The 19,112-nt window shown below is 68.2% G+C and carries 19 protein-coding genes; 5 read left to right on the forward strand and 14 right to left on the reverse strand.

Going from position 1 to position 19,112, the window contains the following annotated elements; genetic code table 11:
* Positions 1 to 5: 5 nt before the first annotated feature.
* From BST11_RS04510 to BST11_RS04520, 3 genes are all read right to left on the reverse strand, one after another.
* Complete coding sequence (locus tag BST11_RS04510) at positions 6 to 482, reverse strand: MaoC family dehydratase (RefSeq protein ID WP_083136786.1); 477 nt, start codon at positions 480 to 482, stop codon at positions 6 to 8.
* Positions 479 to 1,672 (reverse strand): amidohydrolase family protein, encoded by a 1,194-nt coding sequence (locus BST11_RS04515; protein ID WP_083136787.1) that lies wholly within the window; start codon positions 1,670 to 1,672, stop codon positions 479 to 481. The genes BST11_RS04510 and BST11_RS04515 overlap by 4 nt, the downstream gene beginning before the upstream one ends.
* Before the next feature lie 102 nt (positions 1,673 to 1,774).
* Positions 1,775 to 2,404 (reverse strand): cysteine hydrolase family protein, encoded by a 630-nt coding sequence (locus BST11_RS04520; RefSeq protein ID WP_083136788.1) that lies wholly within the window; start codon positions 2,402 to 2,404, stop codon positions 1,775 to 1,777.
* A gap of 49 nt (positions 2,405 to 2,453) precedes the next feature.
* Here BST11_RS04520 and BST11_RS04525 point away from each other — a divergent pair, with 49 nt between their 5' ends.
* Complete coding sequence (locus BST11_RS04525) at positions 2,454 to 2,921, forward strand: nuclear transport factor 2 family protein (protein ID WP_244897513.1); 468 nt, start codon at positions 2,454 to 2,456, stop codon at positions 2,919 to 2,921.
* Here the strand turns inward: BST11_RS04525 and BST11_RS04530 are convergent.
* Both BST11_RS04530 and BST11_RS04535 read right to left on the reverse strand, forming a co-directional pair.
* The gene (locus tag BST11_RS04530) at positions 2,908 to 3,813 is read right to left on the reverse strand and encodes a TIGR03619 family F420-dependent LLM class oxidoreductase (protein WP_083136790.1); all 906 of its coding nucleotides are present in this window, start codon (positions 3,811 to 3,813) and stop codon (positions 2,908 to 2,910) included. The two genes, BST11_RS04525 and BST11_RS04530, sit on opposite strands and share 14 nt — an antisense overlap.
* A complete protein-coding gene (locus tag BST11_RS04535) occupies positions 3,810 to 4,925 on the reverse strand; it encodes an acyl-CoA dehydrogenase family protein (protein ID WP_083136791.1) in 1,116 nt (371 codons plus the stop codon). The genes BST11_RS04530 and BST11_RS04535 overlap by 4 nt, the downstream gene beginning before the upstream one ends.
* A 246-nt stretch (positions 4,926 to 5,171) precedes the next feature.
* On the opposite strand from BST11_RS04535, the gene BST11_RS04540 reads away from it, so the two are divergent.
* Genes BST11_RS04540 through BST11_RS04555 form a run of 4 tightly spaced genes read left to right on the forward strand, consistent with a single transcriptional unit; the run spans position 5,172 to position 10,102 of the window.
* Positions 5,172 to 6,368 (forward strand): amidohydrolase family protein, encoded by a 1,197-nt coding sequence (locus tag BST11_RS04540; protein WP_083136792.1) that lies wholly within the window; start codon positions 5,172 to 5,174, stop codon positions 6,366 to 6,368.
* Between the two features lie 7 nt (positions 6,369 to 6,375).
* Complete coding sequence (locus BST11_RS04545) at positions 6,376 to 7,341, forward strand: acyl-CoA dehydrogenase family protein (protein WP_083136793.1); 966 nt, start codon at positions 6,376 to 6,378, stop codon at positions 7,339 to 7,341.
* Positions 7,338 to 8,540 carry an acyl-CoA dehydrogenase family protein gene (locus BST11_RS04550; protein WP_083136794.1) on the forward strand — a complete coding sequence of 401 codons (1,203 nt, stop codon included), beginning with the start codon at positions 7,338 to 7,340 and terminating at the stop codon, positions 8,538 to 8,540. The genes BST11_RS04545 and BST11_RS04550 overlap by 4 nt, the downstream gene beginning before the upstream one ends.
* Positions 8,537 to 10,102: a class I adenylate-forming enzyme family protein gene (locus BST11_RS04555; RefSeq protein ID WP_083136795.1), complete on the forward strand. Its 1,566-nt coding sequence runs from the start codon at positions 8,537 to 8,539 to the stop codon at positions 10,100 to 10,102. The genes BST11_RS04550 and BST11_RS04555 overlap by 4 nt, the downstream gene beginning before the upstream one ends.
* Position 10,103: 1 nt before the next feature.
* Here BST11_RS04555 and BST11_RS04560 read toward each other — a convergent pair whose 3' ends face one another.
* The 9 genes from BST11_RS04560 to BST11_RS04600 all read right to left on the reverse strand — a co-directional run bounded on the left by BST11_RS04560 (position 10,104) and on the right by BST11_RS04600 (position 19,056).
* Positions 10,104 to 11,237 (reverse strand): amidohydrolase family protein, encoded by a 1,134-nt coding sequence (locus BST11_RS04560; RefSeq protein WP_083136853.1) that lies wholly within the window; start codon positions 11,235 to 11,237, stop codon positions 10,104 to 10,106.
* Between the two features lie 104 nt (positions 11,238 to 11,341).
* Entirely contained in the window at positions 11,342 to 12,100 is a 759-nt protein-coding gene (locus BST11_RS04565; protein WP_083136796.1) for an SDR family NAD(P)-dependent oxidoreductase, read from the reverse strand.
* Positions 12,097 to 12,651: an SDR family oxidoreductase gene (locus BST11_RS04570; protein WP_244897517.1), complete on the reverse strand. Its 555-nt coding sequence runs from the start codon at positions 12,649 to 12,651 to the stop codon at positions 12,097 to 12,099. Before BST11_RS04570 ends, BST11_RS04565 begins: the two co-directional genes overlap by 4 nt.
* Positions 12,652 to 12,662: 11 nt before the next feature.
* On the reverse strand, positions 12,663 to 14,123 hold the full coding sequence (locus tag BST11_RS04575; RefSeq protein ID WP_083136797.1) for a class I adenylate-forming enzyme family protein: 1,461 nt from the start codon (positions 14,121 to 14,123) through the stop codon (positions 12,663 to 12,665).
* On the reverse strand, positions 14,120 to 14,920 hold the full coding sequence (locus BST11_RS04580) for an enoyl-CoA hydratase/isomerase family protein (protein WP_083136798.1): 801 nt from the start codon (positions 14,918 to 14,920) through the stop codon (positions 14,120 to 14,122). The genes BST11_RS04575 and BST11_RS04580 overlap by 4 nt, the downstream gene beginning before the upstream one ends.
* Positions 14,917 to 15,732, reverse strand: coding sequence for an enoyl-CoA hydratase/isomerase family protein (locus BST11_RS04585; RefSeq protein WP_083136799.1), 816 nt, complete (start codon positions 15,730 to 15,732; stop codon positions 14,917 to 14,919). Before BST11_RS04585 ends, BST11_RS04580 begins: the two co-directional genes overlap by 4 nt.
* The gene (locus tag BST11_RS04590; RefSeq protein ID WP_083136800.1) at positions 15,729 to 16,988 is read right to left on the reverse strand and encodes an acyl-CoA dehydrogenase family protein; all 1,260 of its coding nucleotides are present in this window, start codon (positions 16,986 to 16,988) and stop codon (positions 15,729 to 15,731) included. The genes BST11_RS04585 and BST11_RS04590 overlap by 4 nt, the downstream gene beginning before the upstream one ends.
* Positions 16,989 to 16,994: 6 nt before the next feature.
* A complete protein-coding gene (locus BST11_RS04595) occupies positions 16,995 to 17,801 on the reverse strand; it encodes an enoyl-CoA hydratase/isomerase family protein (protein ID WP_083136801.1) in 807 nt (268 codons plus the stop codon).
* A 4-nt stretch (positions 17,802 to 17,805) separates the two neighbouring features.
* Complete coding sequence (locus BST11_RS04600; protein ID WP_083136802.1) at positions 17,806 to 19,056, reverse strand: hotdog family protein; 1,251 nt, start codon at positions 19,054 to 19,056, stop codon at positions 17,806 to 17,808.
* Between the last annotated feature and the right edge of the window lie 56 nt (positions 19,057 to 19,112).

Here is a 19,112-nt window from a genome sequence, read left to right on the forward strand (position 1 = left end):
CTCCGCTAGGCGTCGACCATCGCGGCGATCGTGTCGACGACACACGCCGGCCGGTCCCCTCCCTCGACTTCGACGGTGACGCGCACCGTGGCCCGTCCCCCGGTGGCGGTGCGCTCCACCTGCAACAGCTCCGCGCCCGCCCTGATGCGGGAGTCGACGGGTACCGGCGCCGGGAACCGCAGCTTGTCGACGCCGTAATTCACCTGCATCACCAGCCCGGTTACCCGGTAAACCTGTTGCACCAGAATGGGTACCAGCGACAACGTCAGGTAGCCGTGCGCGATGGTCCTGCCATACGGGCCGGCGGCCGCCCTGTCCGGATCGACGTGAATCCACTGGCGGTCACCGGTCGCCTCGGCGAAGAGATCGATCTCCTGCTGCGTGACCCGATGCCAGTCGCTGTAACCGAGGTGCTCGCCGGCGTGGGCCTCGAAGTCGGCGATCCCGTCGTACACCGTCGGGGACGTGCCCGCCTGGGTCATGCCGGGACCTTGAGGCCCAACTGCTCGATAGCGTTGCCGCCCATGATCTTCGCCTTCGCCGGTTCCGGGATGCCGTCGAGCCGGTCGACGAAGCTCAGCGGGTCACCGATGCCTTCGGGGTGGGGGAAATCGGAGCCGAACATGACGTGGTCCTCGCCCATGATGTCGACGATTCCCTTCAAATCGTCTTCGAGGAACGGGTGGATGTAAATGTTGCGCTTGAACACCTCGACGGGATGCTCGTCGAACTCCTTGGGCATGATCTTGTATGCGGTATTGAGCTGCTCGAGCAGATTGCGCACCCAGCCGCTGCCGTTCTCGACGCAGAAGATCTTCAGGTCCGGGAAGCGCGACAGCGCGCCGTGGCAGATCATCGCGGCCAGGGTGTCTTCGATGGCCCGGTGGCCCATCACGACCTCGCGCAGCGCACTCGGCTTGAAGGACAGGTATTCGTCGCCGCCCTCCCATTCCATGAGGTGCTTTTGATAGCCGCTGTCCGAGGCGTGCATGGTGACCGGCATGCCGGTTTTGACGACCTCTTCCCAGAACGGGTCGAACTCGGGCAGGCCCATGGATCGCGAACCGCCGAAGCGGCTCGGCACCGGCGCCGGCCGGACCAGGAACGTCTTCATACCGCGCTCGAGGCACCAGTGAAATTCCCCGATGGCTTCGTCGACCATCGGCAGGCAGATGACCGGGGTCGCGAAGATCCGGTCGTGGTAGTTGAACGTCCAGTGTTCGTGCATCCACTCGTTGAGCGCGTGGATGATCGCATGGGTCAGGACGACGTCGTCGGTGGTGCGTTCCTCGATCAGACTGGCGAGGGTCGGGTACATGACGCATTGATCGAGCCCCAGCTCGTCCATCAGCTCCAGCCGGGGGGCGGGCGCCTGGTAGGCGGGGATGACATCCATTGCCTCGCCGACGAACTCGCGGAAGTTGAGGCCTTCGGGATTGTTGCCGAGGAAGTAATCCTCGGCGCTGCCCGGCCTGGCCACCCGCGCGAACGTCGGGTTGGGAATCATGTGGCTGATGTGGTCCTTGACGACGAGCTTGGGCCGGCCGTTGACCTCGACGTAACCGACCTTCCCGCGGTGCTCCTTCGGCAGGTACTTCGTGAGCGCGTCCGTCGTCTCGTACATGTGGTTGTCGATGTCGAAAACCGGATACGGCAAGGATCGGGGAGACATGGACGTTCCTCCTGCGCAGCGAATATGATCATTTACGCTATTTGAGAATGAAGTTATCACCATCGCTCGCCGACATCCACATCGGGTGGTGTGAGCGACGGGTCAGGTCGGCGCTTTCCACACGTCGACAACCGCGCGGGACGGGGTCACCGTGGCGAGCAGGGACAGGGTGTTGTCGATGATCGAGTCGGCGTACTCGCGCGGGTATCCACTCACCGCGTCGCGCGGCAGAACGAACTGGTAGCCACGGTTGACGGCGTCCATGACGAAATTCGTGATCGCGACGTTGACCGAAACGCCCACGCCCACAATCGTCTTGATGCCCAGGTTGCGCAGCACGGAGTCGAGATCGGTGCCGCACATCGGGCCGACGCCGTGGGTGCGAGTGAGGACGAGGTCGGTATCGAGCGGGCCCAGTTCGGGAAGCAGCGATGCGCCCGCGCTGCCGGGCGTGAGGTCGACGGGGAAGGAATTCCCCGCCGCGAACAGTCGCGCGTTCGTGTTGGAGCCGCGACCGTCGGCGCGCCGCTGGACCAGGCAGTGCACGACCGCGACACCGGCCGCCCTGGCCGCGTCGAGCAGCCCGGCGATGTTGGGAATGGCCTCGCGGCGGGCCTCTTCGGCGAGCAGGGGGAGCCCGGCCTGCGGGCCGATCACCCCGCCCTGGCACTCTTGGGTCACGAGCGCGGTGGTGGCGGGGTCGAGCAGTTCCTGCAGGCTTGGTTGCGGCATGAGAATCAACGTTATCGTGCGCCGGAAAGCTCGTTCACGAGGAGGTCAGGTGGAGGCCTGGGAGGTTGAGGCGCGGGAGTCGGTGCGGCAGACGCTGGCCGACTACACCGCGGCCACCGATCGTTTCGATCTGCGTGCGCTGGCGGCATGCTTCGCCGACGAGGGCGTATTGGAGTTCACCGGAGGGGCCCAACCGCTGGTGGGGCCCGCGGCGATCGAAGCCGGCCTCGGCGCGGCGGTGTCCCGGTCCTCCGAAGCGGGGCAGCCGGCGCGGCGAATTCCGACTCACGTCCGCCACCACGTCTCCAGCATCCGGTTCGGGTCGGTGGACCGCGGCAGGGTCGAGGTCGGCAGCTACTTTGCCGTCCACACCGACATCGGGCTCGACCACTGGGGCCGCTACCGTGACGTGCTGGCCCCGGTCAACGGCCGCTGGCTGTTCACGCATCGCCGGATCAGCGTGGACGCGTTCGCGCCCGACAGCCTGATGGCCCCGGGACCCGTCACGCGGTCGTGATGAACTCCCCGGCAAACGCACGGGCACGATCGATGAGTTCGGTCCGGTCGGCGCCCGGCGGCGCGATGGTGAGCCAGGTGACGCCGGCCGCCTCGAGCCTCGCGATGGTCGCATGACGCTCGTCGGCCGACCTGCTGTCGTCCAACAGGTTTCCCGCCGAGAAGCAGATGTCCAGCGGTGCGGTGCGGCCGATCTCGGCCGCGTACTGCTTGGCCCAGTCGATGGCGAGTTCCAACTCCTCGATCGTCGAGATCTCCGCCGTACGCGACGCCGCGGCATAGCCGAACGTGTTGAACGGTGCCCACCCCTGGGCGCGCGACACCGCCCGGCGTACCGCGGGCTTGCTGTTGCCGCCGACCCACACGGGTGGCGGAGTCGCGGGCAGCGGCCGCAGCCGGACACCGCGGGCGGCGAACGACGTGCCTTCGTAGGCGGTGTCCCCACCGGTGAACAGCTTGTCCAGCACGTCGAGCGCCTCGTCGAGCAGGGCGCCGCGCGCGTCGAAATCGACTCCGAGAGCCTTGAATTCGGGCTTGAGGTATCCCGCGGCGGTCCCGAGGATGAGCCGGCCACGCGACAGCACGGCGAGGCTTTGAATCGACTTCGCACCGAGAAACGGGTTGCGGTACGCGGCGATGTAGACATTGGTCAGCAGCTTGACGTCGGTGGTGGCGGCGGCGGCGAACGCCAATGCGACGAACGGGTCAAGGGCGTGATGCCCGCCGTGGTCGAGCCACTTCGCGTCGGGCGCGGGGTGGTCGGTGACGTGGACGGCCGCGAAGCCGCATGCCTCGGCCACCCGCGCGACGTCGGCGATGGCGTCGGCGGTCACGAACTCGTCGACCGCCTCGACACGCTGAGTGGGCAGTTCGAGGGAGAAGGAAACGGTCACCAGGGTCCTTTCGCTTCGGAGACGAGTGTGGCAAGGCGTTCGGCGTGGTAGTCGGGGTCGCCGAAGACCAGCTGGGTGGCCTTGGCGCGCCGGACGAACAGGTGGGCGTCGTGTTCCCAGGTGAACCCGATGCCGCCGTGGATGCGCATGTTGTCGAGCGCGACCTGGAGGAAGGCTTCCGAACAGACCAATTTCGCGACCGACGCGGCCGTCGGCAGGTCATCGGTGCCGGCCACCTCGGCCGCATGCGACGCGGCCGAGCGCGCGCCTTCCACCTGGACCAGCATGTCGGCGCAACGATGCTTGACCGCTTGGAAGCTGCCGATGGGCCGGCCGAACTGGATTCGGTTCTTGGCGTAGTCGACGGCCATGTCGAGGCAGCGTTGCGCCGCGCCGACCTGTTCGGACGTCAGCGCGACAAGGGCCAGGTCAGATGTGCGGGCCAGGAAGTTCGCGGCGCCCCCGTCCGCCCCGATGAGCTCCGCTCGCGCCCCGTCGAATTCCACCCGTGCCGTCTTGCGGGTGCGGTCGAGTCCGCCCAGCGGCTCGCGGCGCAGCCCGTCGGACTCGGCGCGCACCGCGAGCAACGAGATTCCCGCGTCCGTGTTGGCCGCCGCGAGGACGACGTCCGCGGTGTGGCCGTCGATCACGAGCGGTGCCTCGCCGTGGACCCGGTAGGCGGTCCCGTCGCGGTCAGCCCTCAACCTCACCGCGGCGGCGTCCCACGCTTCGAGTCGGCCGTTGAGGATCAGCGTCGCGGTGGTGGAGCCGTCGACGAACCCGGGCAGGAAACGTTCCGCCGCCGCGTCGTCGCCGCTGGCGAGGATGGCCTGTGTCGCCAGCGCCACCGTGGCGAAAAATGGCGAGCACAGCAGGGCGCGCCCCATTTCCTCGAAGACCACCGCCAGTTCCGCCACATCGGCGCCCGCCCCGCCCCACCGCTCCGGAACGGCGATGCCCTGCAGGCCCAACTCGCCGGCCATCCGGTGCCAGGACGCCTCGTCGTACCCGGTGTCGGTGGCCATCAACTTGCGCACCGTCTCGCTCAGCGACGTGGCGGTCAGGTAGTCGCGTACGACACCGCGCAGGTCGTCGAGCTCACTGGCGGGCACGCGCGGTCTCCCGGTCCGGCCGCGTCGCGGAATCGAGTGGGACCCACCGGATCACTGCTGTCCACCGATCCTGTTGTCCGCCAGCGGTTGTGAAGGTCTCATGTCTCCTCTGCGCGGTCGCGGCCCCAGCGGCGCCGCCCATTCGGGGTGCTGCGGCCATCCGGCCCCAGGATGGCCATTGCCGCACCAGGATAGTATGTTTTCTGCAAATAGAGAATTTGCATTCTCGCCTAAGGAGCTACCGCGGTGACGACGAAACTCGATTACGGCATCTTTGACTGCGACACCCACTGCTACGAGACGCGGGACGCGTTCACCCGCTATCTGCCGGAGAAGTTTCGCGACCGGGCGATCACCACCGTGCGCGGCGCGGACGGGGTCGAGGCGATCCTCGCGGGGCATCGCGTCGCTACCTTCAATTCCGAGGGGGGCCTCGGCCTCGATGTCGCTTACCGGCCCGGCTCGCTGAAGGAGATGCTCAAGCAGATGGGATCGGGCAACCCCGAGGAGAGCTACGAGCCGCAACCCATGCAACCGGAGTTCATCGAGCGCGCCGCACGCCTGGCCGTCATGGCGGACCAGAACATCGAGCGCATGGTCATCTATCCGAGCGGCATGGCCCTGGCCGCCGAACACTATGTCGATGACACCGCGGCGCTGTATGCGAATCTGCGGTCGTTCAACCGGTGGTTCGACGAGGAGTGGGGCTTCAACTACGACGGCAAGATCTTCGCCACGGCGCTGATGTCGTTGCGCGACTTGGAATCCGCGATCGCAGAGACCGAGGCGATCATCGCGCAGGGAGCAAAGTTCGTGCTGCTGCCGACCGGACCTGCCTACGGCCGATCCCCCGGTGACCCGTACTTCGACCCCGTTTACGCGCGTTTGCAGGAGGCGGGCTGCATCCTGGTGTACCACATCATGCCGTTCTGGTACTTCACCGCGATCTCGCCCGCCTGGGGACAGAACCCCGACCCCGCGTCGTGGCACATGTCGGCGTGGCAGTGGATGAACGTCTACGGGCAGCGGCCGATCGAGGAGACGTTGTCCGCGCTCGTCTTCGACAACCTCTTCGGTCGCTTCCCGGGTCTGAACGTCCTGGTCGCCGAGCACGGCGCGGAGTGGGTGCCGTTCTTCGTTCGACACATGGACAAGAGCCGCGGCATGGGCCGCAACGGTCCGTGGATCGGCGGGAAGCTGACGGAGCGGCCGTCGGCGATTTTCCGCCGCCACGTCCGCGTCGTGCCATACCCCGAGGACGACATCCCGGCGATCGTCGCGGGCCTCGGGTACGACGATTGCCTCGTGATGGGCTCGGATTACCCGCACGCCGAAGGACTGGCCGTACCTGCCGACTTCGCCAAGTTGCTCGATCCGCTCGACGCGGCCGCCAAGCGGCGGATCATGCGCGACAACGCCGACCAGCTGCTCTCCCGGGGCTGAGCGCGGCATGGCCGATGAGGGCTCCGCCGACGTCGACCTCGATCTGCTGAGAGCGTCGGCGCGGGAGTTTCTGGCCGAACGCGGGGAGAAGGGATCCGTCAAGGACCTGGCGGCGATGGACTGGACCGGGCTGCTCGTCGACGAGGAGATGGGTGGCGCCGGCTGGCGCCCGGTCGAGACGTGCGTCGTGGCCGAGGAACTCGGGCGAGCGCGGGACGGGTCGGCGTGGTTCGGCACCACGATGGCCGCCGCGGCGCTCGCCCGGGCGCCGGACGAGATCAGGGACCAGTGGCTGCCCCGCCTGCTCGCCGGCACCGCGACGGCGGGCTTCGCCGACCTCGACGGCTCCGCACGGGTCGTCCGCGATGACATCGACATTGTCATTGCATTGGGGGGAAAAGGAATTCACCTCTTTGGCGACCTGGACCCCGCACGGCTCGAGCCGGACGCCGATCTGCTGGACGTCACCAGAACGGTGTGGCGCATCGATGTCGCCGACGTTCCCGGCGTGTTGATCGGTTCGCCGGAGCGGGCCGGCGCGCTCTCCGCCGTGGCCAGGCTGCTCGTCGCCGCCGACTCCGTCGGCGCCGTGTCCATGACCCTGGAACGGCTGACGGCCTACCTCAAAGAGCGCGTCGCGTTCGGGGCGCCGATCGCGAGTTTCCAAGCGATTCAGCACCGGCTCGTCGAGCTGCTCGTCTTCGAGGTCAAGGCGCGCGCCGTCGTCATGAGGGCGGCGCGGGCGATCGCGTCCACCGACGCAAGGGCGACCGCGCTGACGGCGGCGGCGCACGCGTTCGTTGCGGCGAAAGCCACTGCCGCCGTGGACGAATGCATGCAGCTGTCGGGCGGCATCGGGTTCACGTGGGAGTACCCGCTGCACCACGAACTGCGTCGCGTCTTCACCAACGCTCACCTGATGGGCACGGCGCGGTCGAGTCGGGCGCTGCTGGCAAAGGTGTCCGGCTGGTGAGCGTTTTCGGCAACCGACCCAGCGAGGCGCAGCTGACCGAATTCCGGGAGCGGGTCAGGGCACACATCGCCGAACACGCGCCGGAATTCGAAGCGCGCGAAGGCCACCGGGCGCCCGAGACCCCAGACCAGGAAGCCCGGCTGCGCTCGTGGTTCGCCGGCCTGTTCGAGGCGGGATTCGCCGGCGCCGACTGGCCGGTGGAACACGGCGGTCGCGCCGATCATCACCCGCTGCACGACCGCGTCGTGAGCGAGGAGATTCTGCGCGCTCGTGCGCCACGCCCGGTCGACCAGGTGAACCTTGCGGCGCATGTGATTTTGCACTTCGGATCCGACGAGCAGAAGCGAACGCTGCTGCCACCGATTCGGCGCAGCGAGCACGTCTGGTGCCAGCTGCTCAGCGAACCCGACGCGGGCAGCGACATCGCCGCGGTACGCAGCCGCGGCGCACGGCAAGACGACGGCAGCTGGCTCATCGACGGGCACAAGATCTGGATCACCGACGGCCACTGGGCCGACATGGGCCTCGCCCTGATCCGCACCGACCCGGCATCGACCCGGCACCACGGCCTCTCGGTCTTCGCCGTGCCGCTCTCGGTGGACGGAGTCGAGGTTCGTCCGATCCGCACAATCGGTGACGCGATCGAGGTCAACGAGGTCTTCCTCACCGGAGTCAGGGTCGCGGCCGAGAGCCTGATCGGCGAGGAGGGCCAGGGCTGGTCGATCATCATGGCGGGCTTGGACTTTGAACGGTTCGGCATCGGCGGAAACGTCATCCTGCTGGAACTGCTGATCGACGATCTGGTCACCGTGGCCCGACACGCGCGCATCGACGGCGCCCCCGCCCTGGAATCCGACGACATCCGCCAGCAGGTCGCCGAGCTGTCCGTCGAGGTCGAAGTGGCCAAGGCGTTCATCGACGACCACGTGGAACGGCTGACGTCGGGTGACGAACAACCGGGCGACGGCTCGATCGCGAAGCTGAGCTTCGCCGAGACATATCACCGGGTGGCGGCCTACGGCGCGGCGCTGGCAGCGTCCGTCACGGCCGTCGGGGCCGCGGACCAGGACGTGCGGCGGGCCAAACAACGGTTACGTGAATGCTGGCTGTGGTCGCGCGCCTACACGATCTCGGGGGGCAGCTCGGAGATGATGCGCAACATCCTCGCCAAACGCCGACTGCACCTGCCGAGCCGGTGACCGCACATCCCGCCGCGCAGACCTACTGGTCCCTGATCGAGACCGCGGCCCATACGCACCCCGACCGGGTGATCCTCACCGACGACTACGGGCGCAGCCTGTCGAGCGCGCAGTTGCGCGAATCGGCGCTGACGTGCGCGGCCGCGCTGGCCGAGCGGGGGATCGGGCCGGGCACGGTGGTGTCGTGGCAACTGCCGACCACGCTGGAGACGATGGTCGTCATGGCGGCCCTGACGCGCCTTGGCGCGGTGCAGAACCCGGTGCTGCCGATCTGGCGGGAGAGCGAACTGCGTTTTGTGACAACGCAACTGGAAACCGATTTCTTCATCGTTCCGGGAGTGTGGCGCGACTTCGACCACACCGCGCTCGCGCAGCGCCTCGCCGGTGAACGTGGTGGTGCGCGGCCGATGGCTGTCGTGGTCATCGATCACGCGGCGCCCGTCGCCGGCGCCCTCAGGCTGCCCGCCGGCGATCCAGCGGCGTTGCCGCCGCCGCCGAGCGGCGCCGAGGACCCGCGCTGGATCTATTACTCGTCGGGCACGACGGCCGCGCCGAAGGGGGCGCGGCACTGCGACCGTTCGGTCATCGCCGGGTCGGCGGGGGTCGTCGGCATCGTCGGGGCGTCCAGTGGCGACGTCAACCCGATCGCGTTTCCGGTTTCGCACATCGGAGGCGCCGCCATGCTCGCCGCGGGCCTGCACACCGGCATGCGGCTCGTGCTGTTCGACGCCTTCGACCCCATCCAGACCCCCATCGCCATCGCGGCGCACCGCCCGACCCTGCTGGGCAGCGCGACCCCCTTCTTCGTCGCGTTCATGGCGGCCCAGGCGAGGCACGGTGACCGGCCGCTCTACCCGGACCTGCGCGGCTGCGTCGGCGGGGGTGCGCCGATCACCGCCGAACTGGGCCGCCAACTACGGGAGACGTTTTCGGTCAACGGCGCGGCCAACTCGTGGGGTTTGACCGAGTTTCCGGTCGCCACCTCGCAGACGCCGGACGGCGCGCCCGAACGCCTCGACCGGACCGTGGGACGGCCGGTGCCGGGGGTGTCGGTGCGGGTGGTCGACGAGGCGGAGCGTGAGGTCCACATCGGCCGGGAGGGGGAGCTTCGCCTCAAGGGGCCACAGTGCTTCCTCGGCTATGTCGATGCGTCGTTGGACGCCCACGCGTTCGACGCCGACGGGTGGTTCCGGACCGGTGATCTGGGCTTCATCGACGAACAAGGCGACATCGTCGTCACGGGGCGGATCAAGGACGCGATCATCCGCAACGCGGAGAACATCTCGGCGCTGGAGATCGAGGGCGTGCTGGCCAGCCACCCGGGCGTGGCCGACGTCGCGGTCATCGGCGTGCCCGACGAACGGACCGGGGAGCGCGTCTGCGCCGTCGTCGTCGCACACCCGGGTGCCGAGGTGACACTGTCCTCGGTCTTCCAACACTGTCAGGCCCGCGGGCTCAGCAAGCACAAGACGCCGGAACGGCTCGAAGTCGTTGCCGCGCTGCCCCGCAACCTCACCGGCAAGGTGCTCAAGACCGAATTGCGGGCCCGCTTCGCCGGCTAGGCTAGACGCCGATGAGTTCCTTGAGGTTGCCGCCCATCACCCGTGCCGCGGTGGCCGCCGGAAGGTCCTCGAGCTCCTTGACGAAGTCCGCGGGGTTGGCCAGTCCCTCGGGATGGGGATAATCCGAGCCGAACATCACGCGATCCGCACCGAGAATCTCGATGAGATGCGACATGTCCTCCTCGTGGAACGGGTTGACCCACACGTGCCTGCGGAAGACATCGCAGGGGTGCTCGGTGAAGTCCTTGGGCTTCTTGCGGTACACCCGGTCGAACGCATCCATCAGCCGATTCGCCCAGGAACCGCCGTTTTCCACCACGCCGATCCGCAGTCCCGGAAACCGCTCGAAGACCCCGTGGGCGATGAACGCGGCGAGGGTGTCGAAGATGTGGCGGCTCTCCTCGTAGATGAAGCCGCGAAACTTCGTCAGCTGGAAGCCCTGGAACTCGGCGCCGTCCTCCCAGTCGGAGAGGTAGCGGTCGTAGCCGGCGTCGGAGTTGTGCATCTGGACCGAGATGCCCGAGGATTCGACCAGTCGCCAGAAATCGTCGAACTCCGGCAATGCGGGCGAACGCGAGGTGCCGTCCTCCCGCGGTACCGGCGCGGGCCGGATCAGGACCGTCTTGGCGCCGTTGTCCAGGCACCACTCGAGCTCCTTGACGCCTGCCGCCGGATCGTTGAGCGAGATCGCCGGGACCGCGAAGATGCGGTTCTGATAGTTGAATGTCCAGTCTTCGAGCAGCCAGCGGTTGAAGGCGTGGGTGACCGCGTGGGTGAGCTCGGTGTCGGACTTCGTGCGTTCCTCGAGCATGCCCGCCGTGGTCGGGAACATCACCGCGCCGTCGACGCCCTGGCGGTCCATCAGCGCCAGGCGCAGGTCGGGTCGCCGGAACTCGTCGGGGCAGCGGATCGGGTCGGCGAGTTCCCGCAGCGTCTTGCCCTCCGGGTTGATCCCGCGGTAGTAGTCGGCCCACGCGCCGGGCGTGGGAATCACCTCGTACGTCGGGTTCGGGATGCACTCGGTGACCACGCCGAGGATCTGTAGCTTCTTGCGGCCGTTGACGTCGATGAACTTCAGCGCCTCGGAGTACTTTTCCGGGAGATAACGCGTGTAGGCATCGATGGTCTCGTACATGTGGTTGTCGGCGTCCCACACTTCCAATGCCTCGTTCACCAGTGCCTCCAACGTGGAAGGAGAATCTTAGTTCTCAACGTAGCAGAACGCCCGTATCCGGCTTTCTACAGACTCATGAAGTGGCCGCCGTCGACGCCGAGGGTTTGCCCGGTGATGTAGCGGGCCGCGGGGCCGACCAGGAACGCGATGGCGGGCCCGATGTCGCGTTCGGGATCACCGATGCGGCCGAGCGGCACCCGCCGTGAAAGCCGTTGCTCCATCGCCGGTTCGGCTTCGATTGCCGCAGTCATCGCCGGCGAATAGGCCAGCGGTGAAACCGCATTCACCGTGATGCGATGTGGGGCCCACTCTCGCGCGAGGCTCTTGGCAAAGCCGCGTAACGCGCCCTTCATCGTCGCGTAGAGGGGCAGCGTCGCGCTGCCCTCGATCCCGGCGGGCGAGGTCATCACGAGGAAGGTCCCGCCGTGCGTCTTGAGCGCGTCGAATGCGGCCGCGGCGCAACGTTGGGCGCCGCCGACCGACACCGAATAGTGGTCGTCCCACAACGTCCGGCTCACCTCCTCGAGCCGATGCGGCCGGCTGGAACTATTGCTGGTGGCGTTGTGCACCACCGCGTCGAGCCGGCCGGTCGCGGCCAGCGCGATGCCCACGGCCGCGGTGACCTGTTCGGGGACGGTGACGTCGCAGCGCGCCCAGGTCGCCTGGTGGTGGCGCGCGGAGATATGAGCGACGACATCGCATCCGGATTCCGAGCGGGATGCGACCACGACATGTGCGCCGACGGCCGCCAGCGCGAGTGCGATACCGCGCCCCACGCCCGCCCCCGCGCCGGTCACCAGCACGGTGTGACCATCCAGCCTCACGGCAGCATCACCGAACCCCCGTCCGCGACGATGGTCACCCCAACGAGGTGATCGATGTCGCGTCGCAAAAGGAACTTCGCCGTCTCCACGACGGAGTTGATCAGCGTGCGGTCATCGGAGAACGCGGCCGCGGTCAGATGGGACCCGTCCAACCCCGGTGCGAACAGGTCTACCGGGGCCGCGACGAGATTGACCCAAACCCCGTCGGAACACCATTGCCGCGCCGCCGATTTCGCCATCGCGCGGATGCCTTCGATTGCCGTCGTGTAGGCCACCCCTCCGGCCGTACCCGCCATGCCGATCGTCGGGACGAGAAGGACGATACGGCCGCCGTGCGACCTCATCGCGGAATGCGCGCGTTGCAAATCGACAAGCGTGCGCCACATCGCGTCGCCGGCGTCGACCGTCAGCATCGAGCCATCGCCGACGGAGACCAGGACGCCCTCGACCCCAGGCGGCAGCGGTGCATCGAAGCCCGGCGCGACGGCGCCGAGGCCGTCGGCGAGCGCGCTCGTCAGCGGGCCGGCGGATCCGAGAACGACAATCGACACCGAAGTGCACCTCAGCCGCCGGCCAGCGCGGTCAGCTCGCGCTTGACCACCTTGCCGGTGTCGTTGCGCGGAAGCCGGTCGATGAACACGAATCGCACGGGCACGCGGTACGGCGTCAGTCGTTCCCGGCACCACGCGGTGAGGCTGCCTTCGGTCACGGTGTCATCACCCCGCACGACGAACGCCCACGGCACCTCGCCGAGCCGCTCGTCCGGTATCCCTACCACGGCGGCTTCCCGCACCCCGCCGGCGGCGAGAATGACGTCTTCCACGGCGCCCGGGAAGACCTTGAGCCCGCCGCGGTTGATCATGTCCGACACCCGGCCGTCGAGCCACAGGAACCCGTCGCCGTCGAACCACCCGAGATCGCCGGTGTGGAACCAGCCGTCGTCGGTGAGCCGGTCCAGGAACGCGGCGTCGATCTTGCGGGCGGCCGTTGTCGGCGTGCGCACCATCACCTCGTCGTCGGAGATCGTCACGTCGATGCCGGGCAGCGGACGCCCGACGGAGCCCAGCTTGGCCTCGCCCCACTCCCGGGCGTCGGCGGCCGACCAGCCCACCACCTCGCCGCCGAGCTCTGTTTGGCCGTAGGAGTTGAGCACGATCACCCCGAACTTGTCGCGGAACCGGGCCGCCTGAACGGGGGACAGGGGAGCGGTGATCGATCGCACGATCTTCAGCGGCGACAGGTCCGTGACCGAGTCGTCGTGCAGGACCATGGTCAGCGCCGCCGGCGGCAGCACGGTGGAGCGCAACTGGTGGCATTTGACCAGCGCGGCGAAGTCCGACGGGGAGAACCGGTCCATCAGCACGACACCGGAGCCCGCCCGGAAGGCGAACAGCACCTGGTAGATGCCGGCCCACAGGGACAACGACAAGGGCACCAAATTCGGCATGGGGGGCCGCTTCGGCTTGGCCGAAATGGGTTTTGCGCCGCGGAGCTTGGACAGCAGCCGGTCGATCAGATCGAGCACCGTGCTGTGACGCAGCGGCACCGGTTTCGGCGGACCCGTGGTGCCGGACGTGAATTGCAGCAGCGCGACATCGTCGTCATAGGACGGCGCGTCGGTCGGGTGATCCGACGAGGCGGCCTCGGACTGACCGGCCCACGACAGCGCCTCGCCGGTGATGACCGGCAGGTGATAAGCCGAGAACCGCTGTGCGAGTTCGCCGGTGGTGACGACGGCAACGGGGTGCAACGTCTCCAGCTGGGTGGCGACCTCGGCGTCGGCCGCCCTGGGGTTCAGCGGCGTGTACACCCCACCGGCGCGCCACGTGCCGAACAGCGCGGCGATGGTCGTGGCGTCGTTGGGCAGCATCGCGGCGACCACCTGTCCGGTCGCCAGCCCGTTGGCGGCGAGCAGCGCGCCCAGTCGTTCGGCGCTGGCCGCCAGCTGGTCGCGGGACACCTGGCCGCCGAGCACGTGCACCGCTACCTCGGGCAGACCGTCGAGCAGCTTTGCCAGGCTCACGAATCGGCCTCCAGTGGCGCCCAGTTCGGGGTTCGCTTGTCCGCGAAGGCGAGCGGCCCCTCGTTCTGGTCGGGATGTCCCCACATCGACGTCAGGTGCTTCGCCCCTTCGCGGCACGCATCCGTGAGCCCGTATTCGAGCGCTCCCCACAGCGCGCGCTTGGTCGCGCGCATCGCCGCCGGCGAGTTCTTGGCGATCTTCTCGGCGAGCTCCTGGGCGGCCTCGCGCAGCTTCTCGGGCGGGTCGACGACCTGGCTGATCATGCCGAGCTCGTAGGCGCGCCGGGCGCTGAGCCGTTCGTGGCTGCCGACCAGCGCCATCCGCAGCACCGCCTCGGCGGGCATCTTGCGCATCAGCGCGATGGTCTCCAGGGCGCTGACCTGGCCGATCGAGACGTGCGGATCGACGAACGTCGCATCCGACGACGCGATGACGACGTCGGCGTCGGCGACCCAGTGCAATCCGCCGCCGGCGCACACCCCGTTGACGGCGGTGATCACCGGCTTTTCGACGTTGCAGTGCCACGCCGTCAACTTCAGCTCCAGCGTGCGCATGGTCTCCTGGAACTGCAGCACGGCCTCGCCGTCCAATGACTCCATGTCGGCGCCCACCTGGAAGGCCCGCCCGTTGCCGGTGTGCACGATGACCCGCACGTCGGGGTCGGCGTTCAATTCCGCCCAGGCTCTGGGGAATTCCTCCCGCATCACCGCGTCGTAGGCGTTGAGGCGGTCCGGCCGGTCGTTGATGATCCAGCCGACCGGTCCGCGTCGCTCGACGACCAGCCTTTGGTAGGTCATGAAACCTCCACTGCATCCGACAGCGGTTGCCACTGCGGCGCGCGCTTTTCGCGCCACGCCCGGGCACCCTCGCCGTGATCGGGGTGATTACGCAGCCGCCAGATTTCGCCGGCGGCATCGTTGCGGGCCTGGGTCATGCCGACTTCCAGCGAGTGCCAGAGCGCCTTCTTCGTCGCCCGCATCGCGGTCGGCGAATTCGTGGCGATTGCGGCGGCGAGCCGCGCCGCTGTAGGGCGGAGCTGATCGGCCGGCACCACCTCCGACAGAATGCCCAATTCGTGGGCGCGCCGCGCCGAGAGGCGTTCCCCCTTGCCGCTCAAGGTCATTCGAAGGACCGCCTCCATCGGGGACTTGCGCAGCAGCGTGATCGCCTCGTAGGCGACGGCCTGGCCCACCGAGACGTGCGGGTCGACGAACGAGGCCTCCTCGGCGGCGATCACGATGTCGGCGTCGGCCACCAGGTGCAGACCACCGCCCGCGCAAATCCCGTTGACGGCCGCGATCACGGGCTTCCACACCCCGCAGTGCCACGACGATATCTTCAGCTCGGCATCCCTGGTCCGCCGGGAGTGCCGGCGCATCGCCTCCTTGTCACGCGCCACCTGCACCACGTCCATTCCGGTGCAGAACGCTTTGCCGTTCGCGGTGTTGACGATCACGCGCACGTCGGGATCGGCATCCAGCTCGGCCCACGCGGCTTCGAGTTCGTCGAGCATCACCGAGTCGAAGGCGTTGCCCGCGTCCGGCCTGTCCAGGATGAGCCAGCCGACGCTGTCGGATTTCTCCACCACCAAACGGCGATAGTCGCTCACGAGCGCGGGATGTCCTTCCAGGGCTTCCCCTTCCAAGGGTCCGGCTCCTTGGGCAATCCGAGAACACGCTCGCCCAGGATGTTCTTGTTGATGTCGGTGGTGCCACCCTCGGTGGCGTTGGCCAGGCTGCGCATCATCCCCTTGACGTCGCGCGGCAGGGCATCCGGGTCGTCGGTGGCCTGCCACGCGATCGCCTCCGTGCCCAGCAGGTCGACCATGAGGTCCTGGATCTGCTGGTTGAGCGTGGCCTGGTGCACCTTGCCGATCGAGGACGCGGCTCCCGGGGACTGGCCGGACGAAAGTGCCGCGCGGACGCGGGCGTTCGTCCAGCCACGCACCCGCTCCTGCGCCCACAACCGCATGACTTTGCTCCGGACGACGGGGTCGTCCCACCGGCCGGTTTCCCGGGCCAGGGCTATCAGCCGGTCGGCGCCGGAGCCACCGAGCCGGCCCATGCCGCCCGACCCGGAGCCCGAAACCATCTGCCGCTCACTGGACAACGTCGACGCGCTGACGCGCCATCCGTCGTTGACCGCTCCGACGCGGTGGGCGTCCGGGATTCGCGCGTCGTCGATGAAGACCTCGTTGAACTCCGCCTCGCCGGTGATCTGGCGCAGGGGTCTCACCTCGACGCCCGGTTGATGCATGTCGAGCAGGAAGTAGGTGATGCCCCGGTGCTTGGGCGCCTCTGGATCGGTGCGCGCGAGCAGGATGGCAAAGTCGGCCTCGTCGGCCCACGTGGTCCAGACCTTCTGTCCGGAGACCACCCAGTCGGAGTCTTCACCCGGGCCGACCCGAACCGCGCGGGTGGCCAGCGACGCGAGGTCGGAGCCCGCGCCGGGTTCGCTGAAGAGTTGACACCACTTTTCCTCGTTGCGCACGATCGGCGGCAGAAAGCGCAGCCGCTGCTCCTCGGTGCCGTGGCTGAACAACGCCGCGGCGGCATTGTTGAGCCCCAACGGATTCAGTCGCGACAGGCGCAGCGGCCGCAGCACCCCCTCGATCGCGTCGGCGACCTCGTTGTCGACACCCAGGCCCCCGTAGTCGCGAGCCCAGGTCGGTACGACAAGCCCGGACGCGGCGAAAGCGGGATACCACCGCTCGTAGTCCGCGGGGCCGCGCACCGCCCGCAGCGCGGCGGCGCCCTGGGCGGCGGCCGTGCGCCAGGAGGGGGGCACCTCGGCCTCGACCCATCGCTCGACCGTCGCGACGGCGTCGGCGGCGCTCGTGGCTTCGGAGATCGGAAGCGCTGTCATGGTCGGCTAGCGTCCCTGGAACTTCGCGTCACGTTTGTCGCGGAAGGCGGCGAGTCCCTCGCCGAAATCCTCGCTGCGGCTCGACAACTCGAGTGCCATCGCCTCGTTCTGCAGGTGGCGGTCGAGGTCGAGCCCGTTGCCGCTCTGCAGGAGCCACTTGGTGAGGCCGAGCGCCACGGTGGGCGCATCGCCCAGCCTGGTGACCAATTCGGTTGCCGTCGCGTCCAATTGGTCTACCGAGACGGCAACGTGGATGATGCCCCATTCCGCCGCGGTGGCTCCGGTGATCTTTTCACCCAGCATCAAGAGCTGTCGGGTGCGGACCATGCCGATGAGCCGGGGCAGCAGCCAGGCCGCGCCGCTGTCGGGCGTGAAGCCGCGGGCCATGAATGGTTCCCAGAACCGCGCATCGTCGGCGGCCGCGCAGAAGTCGGAGGCCAGCGCGATGTGGAACCCGAGGCCGACGGCCCAGCCGCGCACCACCGACACGATCGGCACCTGCGTCTCGAGCATCAACGGGATGAGCCGGTTGGCCTTGTTCGGCAGCCTGCGCTGGGTGCTGCCGACCCTCGGCTTGCGCTCGGAACGTGCGTTGTTGGCGATCAGGTCGGAGCCGGCGCAGAAGTCCCGCCCCTCGGCGTCGATCCGGATGACGCGCACCGACTCGTCGATGCCCGCGGCGGCCAGATGCGCGATCATCGCGTCGAGCATCACGTCGTTGACAGCGTTGCGGCGATCGGCACGGTCGAACGTCAGCCGCAGGACGGGGCCTTGTCGTTCGGCGCGAAGGCCGGGCACGCTGTCGTAACTCATGACCTCAGCGCTCGGTGAACCGTGCCGACACGACACCGAGCAGGTCCGCGAGGTTGCGCGCGCCACCGGGTGGATCGGGTAGCCGCACGGGTCCGTGCCGGCGGCTGGGCAGCAGAATCGTGGCGTGCCCCGGGGTCGTGATCTGACCACGATGGTTGGTGGCCGCCAGTTCGAGGTCCACGGCGGGTCGATCGCCGTCGGCGAGGTACTTGCGCACCACCTTTCCCGTGACGGTGTGCAGGTCGCCGAGGTAGTTGAAGATCCGGAATTCGCAGTCGAGCTTCCACAGCCAGGCGTCGTCGCCCATCCAGTCGGTGCACAAATGGATGAGCCATGTCTCGCGCATGCGGCCGTAGTCGAAGACGGTGGGATTGCCCGCATTGCGGGCCGCCTCGGGTTCCCAGTGGACACGCTGCTGCACATCGGGGACACCGTGTTCATTCAGGGTGTAGAAACGGGGAATGCGCTGCCGGTTGCGCCATGCCAGCCGCAAGGGCCGCACGCCGTACATCCCGGTCCCCATCCCGACGTGCCAGCACATCATGTCGGTGACCGTCAGCGGGCCCTTGGTCAGCGGGCCCACGTCGTCGCCCTCGCTAATTTCCTCCCACCATCGCGGTTCGGCGCCGCGTGGTGACTCGCGCGCGTACCGCTCGTCGAGTTCGGCGATCTCCTCCGGGGTCCACGACTTCAGTTCGACCGCCCCGTACTTCTTGCGTTCGCGCGCCTTGCCGCGCTCGGTGCGGATCATGTTGCGGTACTGGCCGCCCAGGATGACGCCCTCGTCGTCGCGAAACACCGATGCCGACCACTCGTGGACGGCGCGGCCGGCGAATTCGCTGCCGGTGTCCAGCGCGGCGACCAGGGCGTTGCGCCGGAAGATTCGATGATTCGCACGCAGCGGCGCCCACCACTCGCGCGACGACGACGCGTAGAAGGCATGAACGCCGCGCAGGGGGTCGCCCTTGGTCAGCGCGCGGTCTTCGTCGGACAGCGTGGTCACCTCGTCCTCGCCGATCAAGGTGTCGCCGCCGACGAGCGCCGGCGGCGCGATCGGCTCGCCCCACACGGATTTGGCGGCATACTCCGGGTCGGTCCACAGCGGGTTGGCGTCGCCGTAGCTCTCCGCCACGTGGCGGAAGCTGTCCTCGTTGGGCCGAAAGTAGTGCGGTGGCTGTGGATGGGGAACGGCGATACCGATGGTGGCGCGCAACCGGGCCAGTCCCTCGTCGGTGATCTGACCGGTCACTGGCATGGAAATTAAGATACCCGAAAAGCGGAAACGCCGTTAACGCCGGGCTGAGACAGGTG

This window comes from Mycobacterium alsense (assembly GCF_002086635.1).
GTDB lineage: Bacteria > Actinomycetota > Actinomycetes > Mycobacteriales > Mycobacteriaceae > Mycobacterium > Mycobacterium alsense.

Bases quoted from the DNA above. Each gene is read 5' to 3' on its own strand.
- BST11_RS04510 (WP_083136786.1), bottom strand. From the start codon at position 482: ATGACCCAGGCGGGCACGTCCCCGACGGTGTACGACGGGATCGCCGAC.
- BST11_RS04515 (WP_083136787.1), bottom strand. From the start codon at position 1,672: ATGTCTCCCCGATCCTTGCCGTATCCGGTTTTCGACATCGACAACCAC.
- BST11_RS04520 (WP_083136788.1), bottom strand. From the start codon at position 2,404: ATGCCGCAACCAAGCCTGCAGGAACTGCTCGACCCCGCCACCACCGCG.
- BST11_RS04545 (WP_083136793.1), top strand. From the start codon at position 6,376: ATGGCCGATGAGGGCTCCGCCGACGTCGACCTCGATCTGCTGAGAGCG.
- BST11_RS04560 (WP_083136853.1), bottom strand. From the start codon at position 11,237: ATGTACGAGACCATCGATGCCTACACGCGTTATCTCCCGGAAAAGTAC.
- BST11_RS04580 (WP_083136798.1), bottom strand. From the start codon at position 14,920: ATGACCTACCAAAGGCTGGTCGTCGAGCGACGCGGACCGGTCGGCTGG.
- BST11_RS04590 (WP_083136800.1), bottom strand. From the start codon at position 16,988: ATGACAGCGCTTCCGATCTCCGAAGCCACGAGCGCCGCCGACGCCGTC.
- BST11_RS04595 (WP_083136801.1), bottom strand. From the start codon at position 17,801: ATGAGTTACGACAGCGTGCCCGGCCTTCGCGCCGAACGACAAGGCCCC.
- BST11_RS04600 (WP_083136802.1), bottom strand. From the start codon at position 19,056: ATGCCAGTGACCGGTCAGATCACCGACGAGGGACTGGCCCGGTTGCGC.